19 protein-coding genes are annotated in these 18,959 nt (G+C 67.7%); 18 read left to right on the top strand and 1 reads right to left on the bottom strand.

Translation table 11 applies throughout. The annotated features are described in order from the left end of the window. Positions 1–348: 348 nt before the first annotated feature. From NX784_RS02565 to NX784_RS02505, 13 genes are all read left to right on the top strand, one after another. Positions 349–948, top strand: a complete 600-nt coding sequence (locus NX784_RS02565) for a winged helix-turn-helix domain-containing protein (RefSeq protein ID WP_258815133.1) — start codon at positions 349–351, stop codon at positions 946–948. 53 nt (positions 949–1,001) lie between these two features. Continuing rightward, positions 1,002–2,051, top strand: a complete 1,050-nt coding sequence (locus NX784_RS02560; protein WP_258815132.1) for an extracellular catalytic domain type 2 short-chain-length polyhydroxyalkanoate depolymerase — start codon at positions 1,002–1,004, stop codon at positions 2,049–2,051. 17 nt (positions 2,052–2,068) lie between these two features. Next, a complete protein-coding gene (locus tag NX784_RS02555) occupies positions 2,069–2,605 on the top strand; it encodes a hypothetical protein (protein ID WP_258815131.1) in 537 nt (178 codons plus the stop codon). Positions 2,606–2,617: 12 nt separating this feature from the next. After that, entirely contained in the window at positions 2,618–3,226 is a 609-nt protein-coding gene (locus NX784_RS02550; RefSeq protein WP_258815130.1) for a DUF2589 domain-containing protein, read from the top strand. A 33-nt stretch (positions 3,227–3,259) separates the two neighbouring features. Further along, positions 3,260–3,505: a hypothetical protein gene (locus NX784_RS02545; RefSeq protein WP_258815129.1), complete on the top strand. Its 246-nt coding sequence runs from the start codon at positions 3,260–3,262 to the stop codon at positions 3,503–3,505. Continuing rightward, positions 3,498–4,043 carry a hypothetical protein gene (locus NX784_RS02540; RefSeq protein ID WP_258815128.1) on the top strand — a complete coding sequence of 182 codons (546 nt, stop codon included), beginning with the start codon at positions 3,498–3,500 and terminating at the stop codon, positions 4,041–4,043. The genes NX784_RS02545 and NX784_RS02540 overlap by 8 nt, the downstream gene beginning before the upstream one ends. A gap of 174 nt (positions 4,044–4,217) precedes the next feature. Next, positions 4,218–4,826, top strand: coding sequence for a DUF2589 domain-containing protein (locus NX784_RS02535; RefSeq protein ID WP_258815127.1), 609 nt, complete (start codon positions 4,218–4,220; stop codon positions 4,824–4,826). Between the two features lie 66 nt (positions 4,827–4,892). Next, entirely contained in the window at positions 4,893–5,546 is a 654-nt protein-coding gene (locus NX784_RS02530) for a glycoside hydrolase family 19 protein (protein WP_258815126.1), read from the top strand. 27 nt (positions 5,547–5,573) lie between these two features. Continuing rightward, positions 5,574–6,179, top strand: a complete 606-nt coding sequence (locus NX784_RS02525) for a ribosome-inactivating family protein (protein WP_258815125.1) — start codon at positions 5,574–5,576, stop codon at positions 6,177–6,179. Positions 6,180–6,285: 106 nt separating this feature from the next. Continuing rightward, positions 6,286–7,170 (top strand): hypothetical protein, encoded by an 885-nt coding sequence (locus NX784_RS02520; protein ID WP_258815124.1) that lies wholly within the window; start codon positions 6,286–6,288, stop codon positions 7,168–7,170. A 258-nt stretch (positions 7,171–7,428) separates the two neighbouring features. Then, positions 7,429–10,014 carry a bifunctional aconitate hydratase 2/2-methylisocitrate dehydratase gene (locus NX784_RS02515; protein WP_258815123.1) on the top strand — a complete coding sequence of 862 codons (2,586 nt, stop codon included), beginning with the start codon at positions 7,429–7,431 and terminating at the stop codon, positions 10,012–10,014. 73 nt (positions 10,015–10,087) lie between these two features. Continuing rightward, positions 10,088–11,080 carry a sulfurtransferase gene (locus tag NX784_RS02510; RefSeq protein ID WP_258815122.1) on the top strand — a complete coding sequence of 331 codons (993 nt, stop codon included), beginning with the start codon at positions 10,088–10,090 and terminating at the stop codon, positions 11,078–11,080. A gap of 37 nt (positions 11,081–11,117) precedes the next feature. Beyond that, complete coding sequence (locus NX784_RS02505) at positions 11,118–13,034, top strand: NPCBM/NEW2 domain-containing protein (protein ID WP_258815121.1); 1,917 nt, start codon at positions 11,118–11,120, stop codon at positions 13,032–13,034. Positions 13,035–13,070: 36 nt separating this feature from the next. Here the strand turns inward: NX784_RS02505 and NX784_RS02500 are convergent, their stop codons facing one another. Next, a complete protein-coding gene (locus NX784_RS02500; protein ID WP_258815120.1) occupies positions 13,071–16,019 on the bottom strand; it encodes an EAL domain-containing protein in 2,949 nt (982 codons plus the stop codon). Between the two features lie 219 nt (positions 16,020–16,238). On the opposite strand from NX784_RS02500, the gene NX784_RS02495 reads away from it, so the two are divergent. The 5 genes from NX784_RS02495 to NX784_RS02475 are packed head-to-tail and all read left to right on the top strand — an operon-like array spanning position 16,239 to position 18,950. Continuing rightward, positions 16,239–16,544, top strand: a complete 306-nt coding sequence (locus NX784_RS02495; protein WP_258815447.1) for an ArsR/SmtB family transcription factor — start codon at positions 16,239–16,241, stop codon at positions 16,542–16,544. Continuing rightward, a complete protein-coding gene (locus NX784_RS02490; protein WP_258815119.1) occupies positions 16,534–16,965 on the top strand; it encodes a YeeE/YedE family protein in 432 nt (143 codons plus the stop codon). The genes NX784_RS02495 and NX784_RS02490 overlap by 11 nt, the downstream gene beginning before the upstream one ends. Before the next feature lie 9 nt (positions 16,966–16,974). Then, entirely contained in the window at positions 16,975–17,412 is a 438-nt protein-coding gene (locus NX784_RS02485; protein WP_258815118.1) for a YeeE/YedE family protein, read from the top strand. 13 nt (positions 17,413–17,425) lie between these two features. Continuing rightward, a complete protein-coding gene (locus NX784_RS02480; RefSeq protein ID WP_258815117.1) occupies positions 17,426–18,223 on the top strand; it encodes a sulfite exporter TauE/SafE family protein in 798 nt (265 codons plus the stop codon). Positions 18,224–18,248: 25 nt separating this feature from the next. Then, positions 18,249–18,950 (top strand): MBL fold metallo-hydrolase, encoded by a 702-nt coding sequence (locus tag NX784_RS02475; RefSeq protein WP_258815116.1) that lies wholly within the window; start codon positions 18,249–18,251, stop codon positions 18,948–18,950. Positions 18,951–18,959: the final 9 nt, after the last annotated feature.

The following is an 18,959-nucleotide window of genomic DNA, read 5'->3' as shown; positions in this document are numbered from 1 at the left end:
TTGATCTACATAGAGAAATTACACATCGCCTTGATATTTAACAAACTTTTTGCAATTAAATCCGGCACACAATTATGCGGGTTCATGACGCGTTATTTTGCGCGATCATATTCATCAACGATTCTATCGAATTATCTCCAATATAAACTATTGATCTATATCAAACCCGACAAGGATTGAGCTGGACGACCAATATAAACCAGCGACTTCCGACGTGGCGCACGCCATATAAACAACGCCGCCAGCACATTCTTTTTCAATCCGGTTTTTTTGCCAGATATTGTCAGGATTCAGGGGAATCATCGACCTACCATTTGTTCGTCCGTAATCAAAACAGAGACGAACACCATGAATCTACTTTTACTCGGGCATCCCACTCGCGACGTGGCATCGCTGTTTCAAAGTGCCGGTTATCAGGTCATTGAAGTAAAAGACGTCGTTTCTTGCTGCCGCCAATTGAAAGCCGACCAGCGCACGACGCGCCAGCCGCCGGCACCGCCCGCGCCGGCCTCGGACGACGCCGCCGACCCGAAAGGCGTCACCATTTTCAATCCCGACGCGCGGGACGTGCGGCTGGACCCGAACAGCCAGCCCGAACGGCTGCTCGACTACATCCTCAGCCTGGCGCGGCAGCTCAATCCGGGCTGGCACCTGAGCATGCGCTACCGCCGCCTGGCGGCACCGAACGGCGCCGAGATGGCACTCACGAGCCTCGAATTCGCGTTCATCAAGATGTTCGCCATGGTCGAGACGGGCGAAGCCATCTCGCGCAAGCAGATCGTGCAGGGGTTCGGTGAAGACTACCTCAGCTACGACCAGAACCGCATCGACACGATGGTGCGCCGCCTGCGCCGCAAGGCCGAATCGGACCTCGGCACGAAGCTGCCGCTGAACACGGAGCGCGTGCGCGGCTATTCGTTCGGCGACCTCTTGATCATCGATCCCTGACGCCTTCCCCGCGCCGCAGCGCGGCGCTTTTCCCACCCCTCCCGGAGATTTTCATGAAACGTTTATACAACGTGTTGTCCCTGCTCGCCTGTCTTCTGGGCGCGCCCCACCCCGCGCCGGCCCAGGACCGCCTGCCCGCGCTCGATGCCGACCTGACGCGCGCGTCGGTGTCGGGCATCTCGTCCGGCGGCTTCATGGCCGCGCAGATCGCGACTGCGTATTCGAGCCGCTTCGTCGGCGCCGGCATCATCGCGGCCGGGCCGTTCTACTGCGCCGGCAGCACCGGCACGACGGACTATCTGACGAACGCGATGTCGTTCTGCATGTCGCCCGTCTCCACCGCACTGGCGGCCAGCGGCCGCGAAGCCTTCCGGCTGGCCGCGCGCTTCGCGGCGGAAGGCCGCATCGATCCGGTCGAAGGCATCAAGCGCCAGCGCGTATACATCTTCAGCGGCGCCAACGACAAGACGGTCAAGACCCGCGTCGTCGACGAGACGGCCGCGTTCTACCGCGCGGCCGGCATCCCGCCCGCGCAGATGCTGTACGACCGCAATCCGGACGCGGGCCATTCCATCGTCACCGCCAACCCGGACGACCTGCCCTGCAACGCCGAGGAACCCCCGTACATCAACAACTGCGGCTTCTACCAGTCGCACGTACTGCTGCGCCACATCTATCCGGGCATGACGGCGCCTCCGACCAAGGGCGCGCTGCACGGCCGCCTGCTGCGCTTCGACCAGTCCGAATTCCTGAAGGGTGCGCGCACGAGCATGGACGCCGCCGCCTGGGCCTACATCCCCGCGTCGTGCGAGCGCACGCGTTGCGCCGTGCACGTGGCGTTCCACGGCTGCCAGCAGGGGCGCGCGAAGATCGGCGACCGCTTCTACACGGGCACCGGCTACAACGAATTCGCGGACGCCAACGGGATCATCGTCCTGTACCCGCAGGCGCACGCCGCCGACATGCCGCCGAACCCGCGCGGCTGCTGGGACTTCTGGGGCTATTCCGACCAGACCACGTTCTTCACCCGCGACGCGCCGCAAATGCGCGCCGTGATGGCCATGCTCACCCGCCTCGGCGCACCCCGCGCCGCCCACCCCTGATCCGACAAGGAGTTCACATGACATCCCATCCGTTTTCCCCGTGGCTGAACCTCATGCGCGCGGCGCTGCCCAGCCTGGAACAGGCCGGCGCCGACTGGCCCGCCGCGCAGGCGCGGTATGCGCGCTTCGTCAAGTCGACGCTGGACCTCGGCAAGGACCTCGGCGCGCTGCAGCAGGCCACCTGCGCCGCCCTGCTGCAGGCGCAGCTGGGCATGCTCGGCACGATTGCGCCGGCACGCGCCGCGCAAGGCCTGCTCGACGTGCACTTCGACACGGTGAGCCAGTGGTACGGGCAGTGGAAGACCCTGGCCGACGAGGCGGCCGCGCGCAGCGAAGCGTGCGTCGCCGAACTGCGCGCGGCGCAGACGCAGGACGACGTGTCGTTCGTGATGGCGGGCTTCCTGCGCGATGCCGAGGCGGCGACCCGCAAGGCGGCCGGCGACGCCGCGCTGCTGTTCAAGTCGGCCGGTGCCGCCGCGGACGTCCTTGCGAACAGGCTCCTCGACGACCTGATCGCCCAACCGGCCGCCGGGGCCGATCCGACCAACGCATGACAGGAGAACATCATGGCAATCCTGACGAGTCTGGAAGACATGGTGCGGGCCGTCGCCGGCTCCATCATGAACGCGCAGCACATGGTGGAAAAGGCGCAGCTGGCGAACATCGCCACCTTTTTCGACGACGCCCATCGGCCGACGACGATCGACGTCGAGCTGCCCGCGATCCATAGCACGGCGCCGGCCGATGCGCGCCACCTGTACCGCGTGCCGGTGCTGTCGCTCGTGCCGCACGGCTCGCTCGTGATCGGCGAGGCGGAAGTCGACCTGGACGTCGAGCTGGGTCCGTTCGAGCCGCAGGACCGGACCAATGTGCACGAGGGGATCATGGACCAGCTGGGGCGCGCGGCGCCGGCCGAACAAAAGGCGGGCCTGCTCGTGAACCCCGCGTCCGGCGGCCTCGCGGCCAAGCAGGGCAACGCGGCGCACATCAAGCTGAAGCTCGTGGCCGTCGACAAATCCGAGGGACTCGCGCGGTTGCTGAACGACGTCGTCGTGACGCAAGGTCCCGTCGCGATGACGGTGCCGGCCCGACGCAACACCCACGTCGACACGCCGTCTCCGGCCCCCGAGCCTGCACCGGACGCCGGCCCGGCCGACGACCAACCGGGAGCGTGAGCGATGGCCGCCAACCAATTCCAGGTGTCGAACATGCGGTTCATAAAACGCATCGTCGTCGGCAACGACAATCCGCAGAACATGCGCACGGAAGCGGAAGTCCAGCAATCGATGGACATGGTGAACAAGTGCCTGGCGGGGACGCCGCGCGGCTACCTGCTGAACATCGAGAAGAGCTTCGGCCTGTACAACATCGGCGAGCATCAGATCGTCCTGCAGTACGCCGTGTACCACGTCGGTTTCGACCGCAAGCCGATGTGGCTGGACGACCATGCCTAGGGCCGCGATGACGTGCCGCGCCGACTGGGTGGGCGGCTTGCTCGACGCGGCGCACGCCGGCGCCAACGACGCGCTGGACGACCTGGCGCGGCGGTGCCGCCCCGAGGTCTTGTGCGCGGCGCGCGCACCGTTCGTGTACGCGCGCGCGCGCGGGCGGCCGCGCGAGACGATCCCCGCCGAACGGTTCCACCGGCCGTACGCGCTGGCACTGTCGGCGGTGGAACTGACCTTGCACGGCTACTGCCTCGTACGCGCCGTGGGCTGGGAGCGCCGCCGCGAAGCCGTGTTCGTCGTGGGCCGCCCGCCGCTGTGGCGCCGCCTGCTGCGCCGGGCGCCGCCGCTGTCGCTGCGTTTCGGCGCGGACGGCGGCGCGGTCTCGATCGCCGTCGGCAAGGCGCGGCGGCACGGCCGTCCCGATCCGTGGCGGCGGCATATCCTGCTCGCGCCGGACCTGCAGGCGGACCTGCTGCGGGCACATCGCCGGGAGATCGCCACACGCGCGTTCCGATCACGTTTCGCCGCCTGGATGCGCACATGAAGCCGGATTCGATCCGGCTTTTTTTATGCCAGAAACGGCCACGAAATGCGTTTTTCCAGCCCGTAATCTGTGTCCATCGCCGCCACGCACACGGCGCGGCGGCGATCTTTCCCACGGGGTTCCGTGGTTTCCAATGCAATCAAGGAGCAGATTATGGCTGGCGAACTCGTAGATATGGCATCTCAATTCAAAGGTCTGCCGATGGGCGACCTGATCGGCGGTCCGCTGACGGCGGCGTGCGATGCGCAGGTCCGGCTGGCGAATGCCACCGCCGACTTCATCAAATACGTCGGCTTCATGCCGCCGGCCGAAGGCGACAAGAACGGCATCGGCGCGACCCGCGTGGCGAGCTTCGGCTTCAAGCGCCTGGCCCCGGATCCGTCCGACGTCAGCAAGACCATCGAGCAGCACGTGGAACTGGACGTGCCGCTGCTGGCCATCGTCAAGGTGCCCAGCCTGTCGATCACCAAGGTCGACATCACGTTCGACATGGAAGTGAAATCGTCGTTCGCGGCGAAGGAATCGACGGATGCGTCGGCGAAGATGTCGGCCGACATGAAGTTCGGCTGGGGGTGCTTCAGCGCCACCGTGCACGTGGAAGGCTCCGTCGCCACCCACAAGGAAAACACGCGCACCTCCGACAACTCGGCCAAGTACCACGTGCAGGTGCTGGCCGAGGACACCGGCATGCCGGAAGGCCTGGCCCGCGTGCTGGACATCCTGCACACCGCGATCCAGCCGGCCGTGACGTCGGCCGGCGCCGCCGACGCTAAGCAGCAATAACACCCCGCCGCGGACGCCGACGCACTGCCGGCCGTCCGCGCTTTCTTTTCTCCGAGGAGCTTGATCATGAACGAAATCACGCAGGAGCAACTGCGGTCGGTGATGATCGCAGCCGACGCCGACGCGCGCGCGGGCCAGTGGGTGGCCGCGCTGAACGACTGCATGCGCGCCTGCGCGATCACGAGCGGCACGCGCCAGGCCGCGTTCCTGGCGCAGGTGATGGTGGAGTCGTCCGAACTGCGCCGCCTCGACGAGGCGCTCGGTTACGCGCCGCAGCGCCTGCGCCAGGTGTGGCCGCAGCGCTTCCCGACGGACGACGTGGCCATGCGCTACGCCCACAACCCGACCGCGCTGGCCAACTACGTGTACGCGGGCCGGATGGGCAACGGCAACGAAGCGAGCGGCGACGGCTGGCGCTACCACGGCCGTGGCCTGATCCAGCTGACGGGCCGCGACAACTACGTGGCGTTCGCGCGCGCGATGCAGGTCGACGCGATCCGCGATCCCGACCTGCTGCTGCAACCCGCGGGCGCCGCGCTGTCCGCCGGCTGGTTCTGGCAATCGAAAGGCTTGAACGAACTGGCAGACCAGCTGGATGGCAGCCAGGCCGACCAGGTGTTCGAGCAGATCACGCGGCGCATCAACGGCGGCACGCTGGGCCTGGACGAACGGCGCGCGTACTGGCAACGGGCGCGCAAGGCCCTGGGCATCGTCGCCTAGGCGCGGCCGGCGCCGCTGGAGCCCACCATGTCCATCCGCCTGCGCCGCGGCGGCGCCTACCTGGCCGACCTCGACACGTTGCGCCGCCTCGTCGAGGCCAACGGCCCGCGCCCGACGATGCTGCCGGTGACGATCATGCACCCGGCCAGCGCGCAGACGATCGACGTCTACCTGAATCTCGCGTACGAAGGCGATCGCGCGCGCCCGCGCCCGGCCGCGTCGCTGTGCGTGCTGGGCTGGCGCAACGGCCAGGGAGCCTGGCATTTCCGCGTGCCGGGCGTGGCGAGCCTGCCGGACGCGCTGATCCCCGGCGGCTGCACGGGCAGCTATGCGGGGCTCGGGCATCCGCACGAGCTGCCCGCGCTGACGAACGCGGACCTGGGCCGCGACGTCGCGGCACTGGCCGCGTACGCGGGCCGTCCCCTCGACCAGCCGTTGCGCGACAGCCTCGCGCGCATGATCGTCGTCGTCAGCGAAGCGCTGCGTTTCGACAGCGTGGCCGCGGGCGTCAACGCCATCCTCGCCATGGACGGCAGCTTCCGCCCGAACGCCGACGCGTTGCGCGCGTGGGACGGGCACACGCTGGGCGAGGGACGCGTATCGCTTCGGGACCAGCGGCCTTCGGCGCGCTGACGGCGTGCACAGGAACCGTCAGATTCCGGCGACGGAACGTCACTACAGTGAATCCACTGCACCGCAGGCACCGTGCAGTTTTTATTCACATCACTGGAGAATCGACATGCTCAAGGCAGACATGACCAAGTACTGCACGGCCGCCGCACTGGCCGTGCGCACCTTCATCACCGGCAGCAGCAACTTGAACAACTATGGCGCCGGCATCCGGCAGATCGGGACGGACCTCGGCCTGCGCCTGGACGACCTGGACAACCTCAAGAAGACGCGCGGTTCCTGGCTGGGGACCATGGTCGACTTCCTCGGCACGGCCCGCGTGACGGCCGTCTACCAGCTGATCGCGAACGGCGACAAGAAGCCCGCCAGCTGGGGCGCCGCGCCGAACGCCGCGCAGCAGTCGGCATTGAACATCCAGAAGCAGACGGACGTCTACAACACGTTCAAGCGCTTCGCGACGCTGTGGAACGGGGGCGCCAACCCGCATCCGAAGTGGCAGCAGGAAGCCGGCGCGACGGGGTCCGGCACCAAGCAGGCGTTGGAGGCGCTCGCCGCCCGCGCCGCCGCGAATGCGACGGGCAATTGCGGCGAGACGTCGCTGCTGGCCTACCTGCTGCTCGCCACCCTGCCCAGGGACGGGAAATACCAGGCCGCCTACACGGCCGCGCACGACCTGACCGTCGGCTGGTACGATGGCTCGCCCTTCGACCACGCCTACGTCATCGTCTCCAACCGCGGCTACGCCACCGACAAGAACACGGTGGCATCGTACTGCGTCTGCGATGCGTGGCTGGGACGCGCGTACCCCGACCTGCTGAGCGACCTGCATTACGGCGGAACGAACCTGCAGGACGTCAAGCAATCGAGCCCCGCGATGCCGGAACTGAAAGTGGGGACCTATGCGTACGCGTCCACGGGCGATGACCTGACGAAGATCCAGGGCGTGACCCAGATCCTGCATTCGGCCTTCCTGGACGAATTGGCAAAACTATAAATACGACACACATCCGGCGCCGCCCGCGGCGCCCCGCCAAGGCTGCCAACCTCACGGTCGGCGGCCTTTTTTTCATGGCGACTGACGTCACGGGACAACAAACGGGCGGCAAGACGACAAGGCACTCCCGCTCCGGCCCGCTCTCGGATAAAATCGTCGCTGACGTCTTATGTCTTATAGAAGACTTGAGATACAATATCGCCAGCACAGGCTGAGCAACCGCTTTCCTGCTTTTCATAACGACTGAAAGAGCCTTCCATGTTAGCTGCATACCGCACCCATGTCGCCGAACGCGCCGCCCTCGGCGTGCCCCCGCTGCCCCTGTCCGCAGCGCAGACCAAGGACCTGGTCGAACTCCTGAAGAACCCGCCGGCGGGCGAAGAGGCATTCCTCGTCGACCTGATCACGAACCGCGTGCCGGCCGGCGTGGACGACGCCGCCAAAGTGAAGGCCGCGTTCCTGAACCAGGTCGCCAAGGGCGAAGAAACGAGCCCGCTGGTGTCGCGCGAACTGGCGACCCGCCTGCTGGGCACGATGCTCGGCGGCTTCAACATCAAGCCGATGATCGACCTGCTGGACGACGCGGTCGTGGGCAAGGTGGCCGCGGAAGGCCTCAAGAAGACGCTGCTGATGTTCGACTACTTCCACGACGTGAAGGAACTGGCCGACAAGGGCAGCGCCAACGCCAAGGAAGTGATCCAGTCGTGGGCGGATGCCGAATGGTTCACGTCGCGCCCGGCCGTCCCGGAAAGCATGACGCTGACCGTGTTCAAGGTCACCGGCGAGACCAACACGGACGACCTGTCGCCCGCCCCGGACGCCACCACCCGCCCCGACATCCCGCTGCACGCGCTGGCGATGCTGAAGAACCCGCGTCCGGGCATCAACCCGGAAGAGCCGGGCAAGATCGGCCCGATCAAGCAGATCGAAGCGCTGAAGGCCAAGGGCCACCTCGTCGCCTACGTGGGCGACGTCGTCGGCACGGGCTCGTCGCGTAAATCCGCCACGAACTCGGTGCTGTGGTTCACGGGCGAAGACATCCCGTTCATCCCGAACAAGCGCTTCGGCGGCGTGTGCCTCGGCACCAAGATCGCCCCGATCTTCTACAACACGATGGAAGACGCCGGCGCCCTGCCGATCGAAGTCGACGTGTCGAACATGGAAATGGGCGACGTCATCGAACTGCGTCCGTACGACGGCAAAGCGCTGAAGAACGGCGAAGTCATCGCCGAATTCAAGGTGAAATCCGACGTGCTGTTCGACGAAGTGCGCGCCGGCGGCCGCATCCCGCTGATCATCGGCCGCGGCCTCACGTCGAAGGCCCGCGAAGCACTGGGCCTCGCACCGTCCACGCTGTTCCGCCTGCCGCAGAACCCGGCCGATTCCGGCCGCGGCTTCTCGCTGGCGCAGAAGATGGTCGGCCGCGCATGCGGCCTGCCGGAAGGCCAGGGCATCCGCCCGGGCACGTACTGCGAACCGAAGATGACCACCGTCGGCTCGCAGGACACGACGGGCCCGATGACCCGCGACGAACTGAAAGACCTGGCCTGCCTGGGCTTCTCGGCCGACCTCGTGATGCAGTCGTTCTGCCACACCGCGGCGTATCCGAAGCTCGTCGACGTCAAGATGCACAAGGAACTGCCGGCGTTCATCGAGAACCGCGGCGGCGTCGCGCTGCGTCCGGGCGACGGCGTGATCCACTCGTGGCTGAACCGCCTGCTGCTGCCGGACACCGTCGGCACCGGCGGCGACTCGCACACCCGCTTCCCGATCGGTATCTCGTTCCCGGCTGGCTCGGGCCTCGTCGCCTTCGCGGCCGCCACCGGCGTCATGCCGCTGGACATGCCGGAATCGGTGCTCGTCCGCTTCAAGGGCGAGATGAAGCCTGGTGTCACGCTGCGTGACCTCGTCAACGCGATCCCGCTGTACGCGATCCAGCAAGGCCTGCTGACCGTCGACAAGAAGGGCAAGAAGAACATCTTCTCAGGCCGCATCCTGGAAATCGAAGGCCTGCCGAACCTGAAGGTCGAACAGGCGTTCGAACTGTCCGATGCATCGGCCGAGCGCTCGGCTGCCGGCTGCACCGTCCACCTGGACAAGGCGCCGATCATCGAGTACATGACCTCGAACATCACGCTGATGAAGTGGATGATCGCGAACGGCTACCTCGACCGCCGCACGCTGGAGCGCCGCATCAAGGCGATGGAAGCGTGGCTCGCGAAGCCGGACCTGCTCGCGCCGGACGCGGATGCCGAGTACGCCGCCGTCATCGAGATCGACCTCGCCGACATCCATGAGCCGATCGTCGCCTGCCCGAACGACCCGGACGACGTCAAGACGCTGTCCGACGTCGCCGGCGACAAGATCGACGACGTGTTCGTCGGTTCGTGCATGACGAACATCGGCCACTTCCGCGCCGCGTCGAAACTCCTGGAAGGCAAGACCGACATCCCGGTCCGCCTGTGGGTCGCGCCGCCGACGAAGATGGACCAGCAGGTGCTGACGGCCGAAGGCCACTACGGCACCCTGGGCCGCACGGGCGCGCGCATGGAAATGCCGGGCTGCTCGCTGTGCATGGGTAACCAGGCGCAGATCCGCAAGGGTGCGACCGTGATGTCGACGTCGACGCGCAACTTCCCGAACCGCCTCGGCATCGACACCCGCGTGTACCTGGGTTCGGCCGAACTGGCCGCGGTCTGCTCGACGCTGGGCAAGATCCCGACCCGCGAAGAGTACATGGCGCACACCGGTGTGCTCGCCGAGAACGCCGACCAGATCTACCGCTACATGAACTTCGACCAGATCGGCGAGTTCCGCGACGTGGCCGACGGCGTCAACGTCTGACACTGACGCGTCAGCCCCTCGAGGGCCGGGTCCTGTAACATACGGGGCCCGGCCCTTTTCTTTTCATCGTCTCTTGAACAGCATTCCTCCGTTCGGCTTCCGCCGCGACCTGCCCCGCTGGCAGCACCTCGTCACGCCCGCGTGGGTGGCGGGCCTCGTCGCCGGCACCGCGATCGCCGCCGCGCCGGCCGGACCGTGGCGGCTGTTCGAAGCGGGGTATGGCGAAGCCGATGCGTTCGCTGACGGCCACATCCCCGGCGCGGGCTACCTCGACACGGCGTCGTTCGAACACGGGCCGCTGTGGAACAAGGTGCCCGACGCCGACCTGGAACGGGTGCTGCTCGCCCACGGCATCCGCCACGACGTCACCGTGATCCTGTACGGACGCAACGTGCTCGCGGCCGCGCGCGTCGCGCACCTGCTGCTCGTTGCGGGCGTGGCCGACGTGCGCCTGCTCGACGGCGGCTTCGGGGCGTGGCGCCGGGCCGGCCTGCCGCTCGAAGCGGGACCGGCGCGCCGGGCCGCGGCCACCGACGCATTCGGTGCCCCGTTTCCCGCGCGTCCCGGCTGGCTGTTCGACACGGGCCAGGTGCGCGACCTGCTGGCGCGCGGACACGGCACGCTGGCCAGCATCCGTACGTGGGAAGAGTTCATCGGTGCGACGTCCGGCTACAGCTACATTAACGCCAGCGGCGAGATTCCCGGTGCGTTGTGGGGCCGCGCGGGCGCGGACGGCGACGTGAACAGCATGGCCGCCTACCAGCACGCGGACGGGCGCATGCTGCCCGCGTCGACCATCCGCGCCATGTGGCACGAAGCCGGCATCCACGCCGGCCGCCTCACCGTGTTTTATTGCGGCACCGGGTGGCGCGCCTCGCTTGCGTTCTTCTACGCGTGGCTGATGGGCTGGGAGCGGATCGGCGTCTACGACGGCGGCTGGTGCGAATGGAGCCGCGACGCGGGCAACCCCGTCGTGCGCCGGGAGGTCGGCCCTGCCCTGCCAGCACAAATTCATATACCGCCTGGCAGTTTTAATACTTGTCGCGCAGTTCGGCTGTCCAGATAATCTGACGTTAACGTTCAAACATCGCATGGAGACCCTGATGCAAGCGCAAAGGACCTTACGCCGGCTGCCCCGCCTGGCCCTGATACCCCTGTTGTTCGCTGCGGCCACGTCGCACGCCGCCACCGATCCGCTGGCGCCGACGGCGCACTGGAGCGCCTACACGGCCGGCCGCGCCACCACGCCGCCCATGGGCTGGAGCAGCTGGAACGCGTTCGGCACCAACATCGACGAAGAAAAAATCATGGGCGCCGCGCAGCGCATCGTGGACAGCGGCCTGGCCGCCAAGGGCTACCGCTACATCAACATCGACGACGGCTGGGCGCTGCGCCGTCACCAGCCTGATAATCGCCTGGAGGCCCGCCCGGACCGCTTCCCCTCCACCGTCAACGGCGGCTTCCGCCCGTTCACCGACAAACTGCACGCGATGGGCCTGAAGGCCGGCATCTACTCCGACCTGGGCCGCAATACGTGTTCGCAGGCGTATGGCGGCGACGACCCGAACCTGCCGAAAGGCAGCATGCTGGAACGCGAAGTGGGCCTGTACGGCCACATCGACCAGGACATCACCCTGTTCTTCCGCGACTGGGGCTTCGACTTCATCAAGGTCGACGGCTGCGGCGTGCGTGCATACGGCGCCGACAGCCCGAAAGTCAAGTCGGGCGACTACCGCGCGCTGAAGCCGATTCTGGACCTGGAATCGGTCGCCCGCTCCGACATCCCCGCCGTGCAGGCGGAATTCACGCAGATCAACGACGCGCTGAAGCGCAGCAATCCCGATGGCGACTTCCTGCTGTCGCTGTGCGTGTGGGGCGCGGGCGACGTGCGCGCGTGGGGCAAGAACTTCGGCAATATCTCGCGCACGAGCGACGACATCCGCCCGCAGTGGAGCCGCCTGCTGAGTAACCTGGACAGCGCCGTGCGGCGCGAGCTGTACGGCCATCCGGGCAGCTGGAACGACCCGGACATGCTGTTCATCGGCGCCGGCGACTTCGATGCGAACCACCTCGTCGAGGCGAAGTCGCATTTCACCCTGTGGGCCATGCTGAACTCGCCGCTGATGACGGGCGCCGACCTGCGCACCACGCCGCAGGCGCTGATCGACATCTTCGGCAACGCCGACCTCATCGCCCTCAACCAGGACCCGGCCGGCAACCAGGCCGTGCTCGCGTACGACGCGGACGACCTGGAAATCCTCGTCAAGACGCTGGCGTCGGGCGACAAGGCCGTCGCCGTCTTCAACCGCGGCTTCGCGGCGGTGGACGCCGACCTGACGGCCGACCACCTGAAGCTGCGCAAGGACGCTCCCATCAAGCTGACCGACCTCTGGTCCAAGGCCGACACGACGTTCACGAACGAGACCAAGGTGCACGTGGCGCCGCGCGAGACGCGCGTCTTCCGCGTCCAGGGCACGCGCGCGCTGGCGCAGGGCGTGTACCTGTCGGAAGTGCCGGGCAGCGTGAATCCGGCCGTCGACGGCGTGACGACCCCGCAAATCGACCCGACCGTGTTCCGCTCCTCGTTCGGCTGGACCGGCACCAAGGGCGGCGGCGAGCGCCCGATGTATGCCGGCTGGGGCGGCGCGCGCGCCGACAGCACGCCGTACGGCCAGTTGCTGCAGATCGCCGGTACGCCCTACGCCGCCGGCATCGGCATCCTGGCCAATTCGCGCCTCGAAGTGCGCAACGGCGACTACCGCCGCATCGAGGCGCACGTCGGCGTCGACGATTCCGCGCGCGACCGCACGCATGCGGTCACGTTCATGATCTACGGCGACGGCAAGCTGCTCGCGAAGAGCAAGGCGCTGCGCTGGGGCCAGCCGGCACAGGCGCTGTCCGCCGACGTCGGCGGCGCCAAGATCGTCGAACTGGTGGCGAAGAGCACGGGCGGCGTCAACGAGCAGTTGCCCGTCACGTGGGGCGGCGCCGCGTTGCTGTCGTCCGCGCAGGCCCGCTGAGCGGGCGCGGCGCCGCGCCCGCGCGCGCGGTGCCGCTCATTGCGTCACGGCGGCGATGACCAGGTCGTCGAAGTCGGCCACGGGCATCGGCCGGCCGTAGAAATAGCCCTGGAAACGGGGGCAGCCCAGCTCCAGCAGCTTGTCGCGCTGGGCGGCCGTCTCGACGCCCTCGGCAATGATCGACAGGCCGAGCGCCTGGGCCAGCGCGACGATGCTGCGGGCGATCGACGCGTCGTTCGGATCGACGAGGATGTCGCGCACGAACGACCGGTCGATCTTGAGCTGTTCGAGCGGCAGCCGCTTCAGGTAGGCCAGCGACGAGTAACCCGTGCCGAAATCGTCCAGCAGGAAGCGGACGCCGTGGCGCCGCAACGCTTCCATCTTCGCGATCGTCTCTTCGACGCCTTCGATGACCATCGATTCCGTGACCTCGAGCTTGAGGCGGCCGGCGTCGGCCCCGGTGTCGGCAATGATGGCCAGCGTGTCGCGCACGAAGTTGTCTTCCATGAGCTGGCGGATGCTGATGTTCACGGCGACCGTCAGGTGGGCGCTGTACGGCGCCGCGGCCCAGCGTGCCAGTTGTTCGCAGGCCGCGCGCAGCACCCAGGCGCCCATCGGCAGGATCAGGTCGGTGCTTTCGGCAACGGGAATGAATTCGACAGGGCCGATCAATCCACGCCGCGGATGGCGCCAGCGCAGCAGGGCCTCGGCGCCGACGACGCGGTCGCCCTCGACCTGCGGCTGGTAGTACAGGTCGAACTGCCCGGCCGTGAGCGCCTCGCGCAATTCCACTTCGAGCCGCGTGCGCCGCGCCACGGCATCCTCCATCCACGTCTCGAAGAAGCGCACGGTGTTGCGGCCGTCCGCCTTCGCCTGGTACATCGCCAGGTCACCCCGTTTCATCAGCGTGTCGAGCGCCTCGTTGCGGTGCGCGCACAAGGTGACGCCGATGCTGCAGCTGGCATGATGCGGCAAGCCGTCGATCACGTACGGCGCGGCGACGGCCGCCAGCACTTTTTCCGCCAGCACCTCGGCGTGCAGCCTGGCTTCCTCTTCGTTGGTGCCGATGGCGTCCAGCATGACGACGAATTCATCGCCGCCCACGCGCGCCACGGTGTCGCCGGCGCGCACGCAGGCGCCGATGCGCTGCGCCACCTGCAGCAGCAGCTGGTCGCCGGCGCTGTGGCCGCGCGTGTCGTTCAAGTCCTTGAAGTTGTCCAGGTCGAGGAACAGCAAGGCGCCCATCTGCGGCGCGTCGCGCGACACGGCGAGGCAGGCGCGGATGCGCTCGAACAGCAGGCGGCGGTTCGGCAGCCCCGTCAAGTCGTCGTAGTAGGCCAGGCGCTGGTTGCGTTCCTGGACCTGCTTGAGTTCCGTGATGTCCGACACCGTGCACACGTAATGCGCGATGCGCCCGTCCTCGTCCAGCACGGCACTGATCGACAGCAGCACCGGATACACCGTCGCGTCCTTGCGCCGGCCGAGCGCGCTGCCGTGCCATTTGCGCTCGCTGTCGACCCTGTCCCAGAGCGCCGCGTCCAGTTCGCCGCCCGCTTCCTCGAGCTGGAACGGCAAGGCGCGCATGCCCACGCATTCGTCCCGGCCGTAGCCGCTCATCGCGCAGAACCCGGCGTTGGCGTCGACCACGGCGCGCATGCGGTCCAGCACCAGCATGCCCTCATGCGACTCGAACACGGTGGCCGCGATGCGGATCGATTCCTCCATGCGCTTGCGCGACGTGACATCGCTCGACACACCGCACAGCGAGCGCGCCGCGCCGTCGCCGAGGGCCAGCGCCATCTTCGTCGACAGATACGCGCGCCGCGCGCCGTCCAGTCCGACGCACTCCTCGAACAGCTGCGGCTCGGCGGCCGCCATCGCCTGCAGGTCGTGCGCGCGCAGCTCGGCGGCGAGGTCGGGTTCGAACAGCGCGAAGTCGTCCTTGCCGAGGATGTCGGCGGCGGGCCGGTCCAGCATGCGGCACAGCGCATCGTTGACGTAGCGGTAGCGGAAGTCGGCGTCCTTGATGTACGCGAGCGAATCGATGCTGTTCAGGATCAGCGACAGCTTGTTCTCCGTATCGCGCAGTGCGCGCGCGCGCCGGCTCGCCTGGCGCCGGAACCACAGCGCCGCGGCCAGGGCGGCGATCATGAACGTGGCGGACAGCAGGAGCAGCCAGAGCCTGCGCTCGTTGACCGTTTGCGCCGGCCCCTCGAGCTGCCACCGCTTCAGGATCGCGAAATAGACCGAGTCGGGATCGGCCTGCCACGCCCGCAGGTGGCGGTCCAGCGCTGCATGGAAGGCCGGGCGCAGACCGGGACGGGCGGCATAGAACAGGCGCGCCGGCAGGAAGACGATCGGCGTGACGCTCAAGCCGTACTGCTGTGCGTGGGTATCGCCGTAAAAATTGTTCGCCGCGGCCAGGTCGGCCTTGCCGTCGCGGACGAGCCGGAACGTCTGGTCGAACGACGATGCGACGACGAAACGCGGCGTCAATCCGTAGGCACCCAGCAGCGAGGTCAGATACGATGCCTGCACGGAGCCGTCCAGGACGGCGATCCGCTTGTCGCGGAGGTCGACGATCGACGGCACGTTCATGCGGCTGGCGCGGTACAGCTGCGACCAGCTGAGCAGCGCGGGCACGTCGTGGAACGTGAACATGCGGGCGCGCTCTTCCGTGTAGGCGACGTCGGGCAGCAGGTCGATCTCGCCGCGCCCGAGTTGTGCCACGCATGCGGCCCAGGTGCACGGCACATACTGCACCGTCCACCCCTCGTCCGCCGCCACCTTGTCCAGCAAGTCGATCAGGATGCCGGCCGCATGACCGTCGCCGTTGACGAACAGCTTGGGTGGATTGTCGTAGACCCCGACACGCAATGGCGCGGGCGCCGCCCGGGCGCTGCCCGCCCCCATGACGAGGACGACGACACTCAGAAGTGCAATGCCGAGACGGACGGTGCGAAGTGAGGAGGTAGGCGGGCTCAAAGGCGGATTCCGGGCGCGTTCGTGAAAGTATCGGGGGACTTGGCAGGCGAATGGAGTATATCCACAAAATTGTGTCAATACGAGCCGGACGCCCGGGACGCAAAACCGCCAAACAATCTATTGAAATATATATCGTTAAAATATAGAATGTGTTCGAGCATATTTTATCCGATGAGGTCGCTGTTGGCATATCATCAAGACAAATTCGATTTACCGGCCATGCAGGCCGCCGCCGCACAGGCCTGCGCGCTGCTGAAGACGCTCGGCAATGCCGACCGCCTGCTGCTGCTGTGCCAGCTGACGCAGGGCGAGTTCTGCGTCAGCGACCTGGAATCGAAGCTGGGCATCCAGCAACCGACGCTGTCCCAGCAGCTCGGCGTGCTGCGCGAAGAAAAGCTCGTCGCGACGCGGCGCGAAGGCAAGCAGATCTACTACAGCCTCGCCAGCAAGGAGGCCATCGCCGTGCTGCAGGTCCTGTACCGGTTGTACTGCCCCACACCGCAGGGAGAACGCAATGACGGTTGACTGGACCCATTTCACGCCGTGGCCGGCGCTGGCCGGCGGCCTGCTGATCGGCCTCGCGGCCGCGGCCTTCGTGCTGGTCAACGGGCGCATCGCCGGCATCAGCGGCATCGTCGGCGGCCTGCTGCGGCCGGCCCCGGGCGACGTCGCCTGGCGCATCGCTTTCCTGGCCGGCCTCGTGGCCGCGCCGCTCGGCTACGCCCTGTTCGCGCCGCTGCCCGCCGTCCGCATCGACGCCGGCGCCGGTACCTTGGTGGCGGCCGGCATGCTTGTCGGGCTGGGCACCCGCTACGGCTCGGGATGCACGAGCGGCCACGGCGTGTGCGGCCTCGCGCGTCTGTCGCCCCGCTCGCTGGTCGCCACCGTATCATTCATGGCGGCCGGCTTCGCGACCGTCTTCTTACTGCGCCACGTACTCGCCTGAGGAGATGCCATGCACATCGTGACCGCCTTCATCGTGGGCCTCCTGTTCGGCATCGGCCTGATCGTCGCCGGGATGACGGATCCCGCCAAGGTCCAGGGCTTCCTCGACCTCGCGGGCAATTGGGACCCGTCGCTGGCCTTCGTCATGGGCGGCGCCATCCTCGTCGGCCTCGTCGCTTTCCGCATCGCGGGCAAGCGCGAACGCGCGCTGCTGGGCGATGCCATGCGCCTGCCGACAGCGACCCAGGTCGACCGGCGCCTCGTGCTGGGCGGGCTCGCATTCGGCGCGGGCTGGGGCCTCGCGGGCTTCTGTCCCGGACCCGCGCTCGCCTCGCTGGCGACAGGCGGCAGCAAGGTGCTGATCTTCACGGGCGCGATGGTGGCCGGGATGGTCGTCTTCGAATGGCTGGAACGCGGCCGCACGGCGCTGCGCCGGCGCACGGCCTGACAGGGGCACGCCCATGATGATCCCGCTCGCACTGGGCCTGGCCGTCGGCCTGATCCTCGCGCTGACGGGCGCCGGCGGCGGCATCCTCGCCGTTCCGCTGCTCGTCTTCGGCACCCACATCGGCATGGCGCAGGCGGGCCCCATCGGATTGCTGGCCGTCGGCATGGCGGCCTGCCTCGGGGCGATCCTCGGCTTGCGCGCCGGCGTCGTGCGCTACCGCGCCGCCCTGCTCGTCGCCGTCACGGGCATGGTGTGCTCGCCGGCCGGCCTGTGGCTCGCGCGCCGCGTCGACAACCGCTGGCTCAGCGTGCTGTTCGCATTCACGCTGCTGTACGTCGCCTTCAACACGTTCGGCAAGGCGCGGCGCAGAGGCGCCGCGAGCACTGCGCCGCGGCCGGTTCCCGTGTGCGTGCGCGACGCCGCCACGGGCCGCTTCGTGTGGACGCGGCCCTGCGCCCGCGCGCTCGCGCTGTCCGGCTCTTTCGCGGGCCTGCTGTCGGGCCTCCTGGGCGTCGGCGGCGGCTTCGTGATGGTGCCCGCGCTGCAGCGCTACACGGACCTGGCGATGCAGTCGGCCGTGGCGACGTCGCTGGCCGTCATCGCGTTGATCTCGGCCGCGGGTGTCGTCACGAGTGCGGCCAGCGGCGGCCTCGCGTGGAGCATCGCCCTGCCCTTCGCTGCCGGCGCGCTTGCCGGCATGCTCGGCGGCCGTTCGCTGTCCGGCCGGCTGTCCGGCCCCCACTTGCAGATGGCGTTCGCTGGAGTGTCTGCGCTGGTGGCGGCCGGCATGATCGTCAAGGCATTGCGCTAAGATTCGTCCCATCCCAGGAGCAGACATGAACCCGAATCCCATCCAGCTGTTCGACGCCGAGTCGTCCACGTTCACGTACATCCTTGCCGCACCGGGCAGCGAGGACGCCGTCATCATCGACCCCGTCGACCGCAACGTCGAGCGCGACCTGCGCCACCTCGAACGGCTCGGGCTGAAGCTTGCCTACGTGCTGGAAACGCATGCGCATGCCGACCACGTGACGTCGGCGGGCATGCTGCGCGCGCGCACGGGCGCGCAGGCCGCCGCGCCGCGCGGCTGCGGCATCGCGCCGGCCGAACGCCAGCTCGACGACGGCGACGTCCTCGCATTCGGTGCCGGCGAAACGATCGCCGTGCTGCACACGCCGGGCCACACGGCGGGCAGCATGTGCTATGTCTGGCGCGGCAACGTGTTCACCGGCGACACGCTGCTGATCGACGGCTGTGGCCGCACCGACTTCCAGAGCGGCAGCGCCGACGCGCTGTACGACAGCGTCACGGGCAAGCTGTTCGCGCTGCCCGATGCCACGCGCGTGTGGCCGGGCCACGACTACAAGGGCCAGTCGGTGTCGACGATCGGCTGGGAAAAGCACCACAACAGCCGCCTCGCGAACCGCTCGCGCGACGACTTCGTCAAGCTGATGGGCGCATTGAACCTGCCGAAACCGAAGCTGATCGACGTCGCCGTGCCCGCGAACCAGAACCTCGGCCTGCCGCACGGCGCCTGACGTCGGCGC

Origin of the sequence: Massilia pinisoli, assembly GCF_024753285.1 — a bacterium.
GTDB lineage: Bacteria > Pseudomonadota > Gammaproteobacteria > Burkholderiales > Burkholderiaceae_D > Telluria > Telluria pinisoli.
This window is presented reverse-complemented; position numbering and strand designations above follow the sequence as displayed.

Excerpts from the sequence above, each read along its gene's own strand:
- NX784_RS02550 (WP_258815130.1), top strand. The coding sequence starts at position 2,618 with ATGGCAATCCTGACGAGTCTGGAAGACATGGTGCGGGCCGTCGCCGGC.
- NX784_RS02515 (WP_258815123.1), top strand. The coding sequence starts at position 7,429 with ATGTTAGCTGCATACCGCACCCATGTCGCCGAACGCGCCGCCCTCGGC.
- NX784_RS02525 (WP_258815125.1), top strand. The coding sequence starts at position 5,574 with ATGTCCATCCGCCTGCGCCGCGGCGGCGCCTACCTGGCCGACCTCGAC.
- NX784_RS02560 (WP_258815132.1), top strand. The coding sequence starts at position 1,002 with ATGAAACGTTTATACAACGTGTTGTCCCTGCTCGCCTGTCTTCTGGGC.
- NX784_RS02565 (WP_258815133.1), top strand. The coding sequence starts at position 349 with ATGAATCTACTTTTACTCGGGCATCCCACTCGCGACGTGGCATCGCTG.
- NX784_RS02545 (WP_258815129.1), top strand. The coding sequence starts at position 3,260 with ATGCGGTTCATAAAACGCATCGTCGTCGGCAACGACAATCCGCAGAAC.
- NX784_RS02475 (WP_258815116.1), top strand. The coding sequence starts at position 18,249 with ATGAACCCGAATCCCATCCAGCTGTTCGACGCCGAGTCGTCCACGTTC.
- NX784_RS02540 (WP_258815128.1), top strand. The coding sequence starts at position 3,498 with ATGCCTAGGGCCGCGATGACGTGCCGCGCCGACTGGGTGGGCGGCTTG.
- NX784_RS02485 (WP_258815118.1), top strand. The coding sequence starts at position 16,975 with ATGCACATCGTGACCGCCTTCATCGTGGGCCTCCTGTTCGGCATCGGC.
- NX784_RS02530 (WP_258815126.1), top strand. The coding sequence starts at position 4,893 with ATGAACGAAATCACGCAGGAGCAACTGCGGTCGGTGATGATCGCAGCC.
- NX784_RS02495 (WP_258815447.1), top strand. The coding sequence starts at position 16,239 with ATGCAGGCCGCCGCCGCACAGGCCTGCGCGCTGCTGAAGACGCTCGGC.
- NX784_RS02555 (WP_258815131.1), top strand. The coding sequence starts at position 2,069 with ATGACATCCCATCCGTTTTCCCCGTGGCTGAACCTCATGCGCGCGGCG.
- NX784_RS02535 (WP_258815127.1), top strand. The coding sequence starts at position 4,218 with ATGGCATCTCAATTCAAAGGTCTGCCGATGGGCGACCTGATCGGCGGT.
- NX784_RS02480 (WP_258815117.1), top strand. The coding sequence starts at position 17,426 with ATGATGATCCCGCTCGCACTGGGCCTGGCCGTCGGCCTGATCCTCGCG.
- NX784_RS02490 (WP_258815119.1), top strand. The coding sequence starts at position 16,534 with ATGACGGTTGACTGGACCCATTTCACGCCGTGGCCGGCGCTGGCCGGC.
- NX784_RS02505 (WP_258815121.1), top strand. The coding sequence starts at position 11,118 with ATGCAAGCGCAAAGGACCTTACGCCGGCTGCCCCGCCTGGCCCTGATA.
- NX784_RS02520 (WP_258815124.1), top strand. The coding sequence starts at position 6,286 with ATGCTCAAGGCAGACATGACCAAGTACTGCACGGCCGCCGCACTGGCC.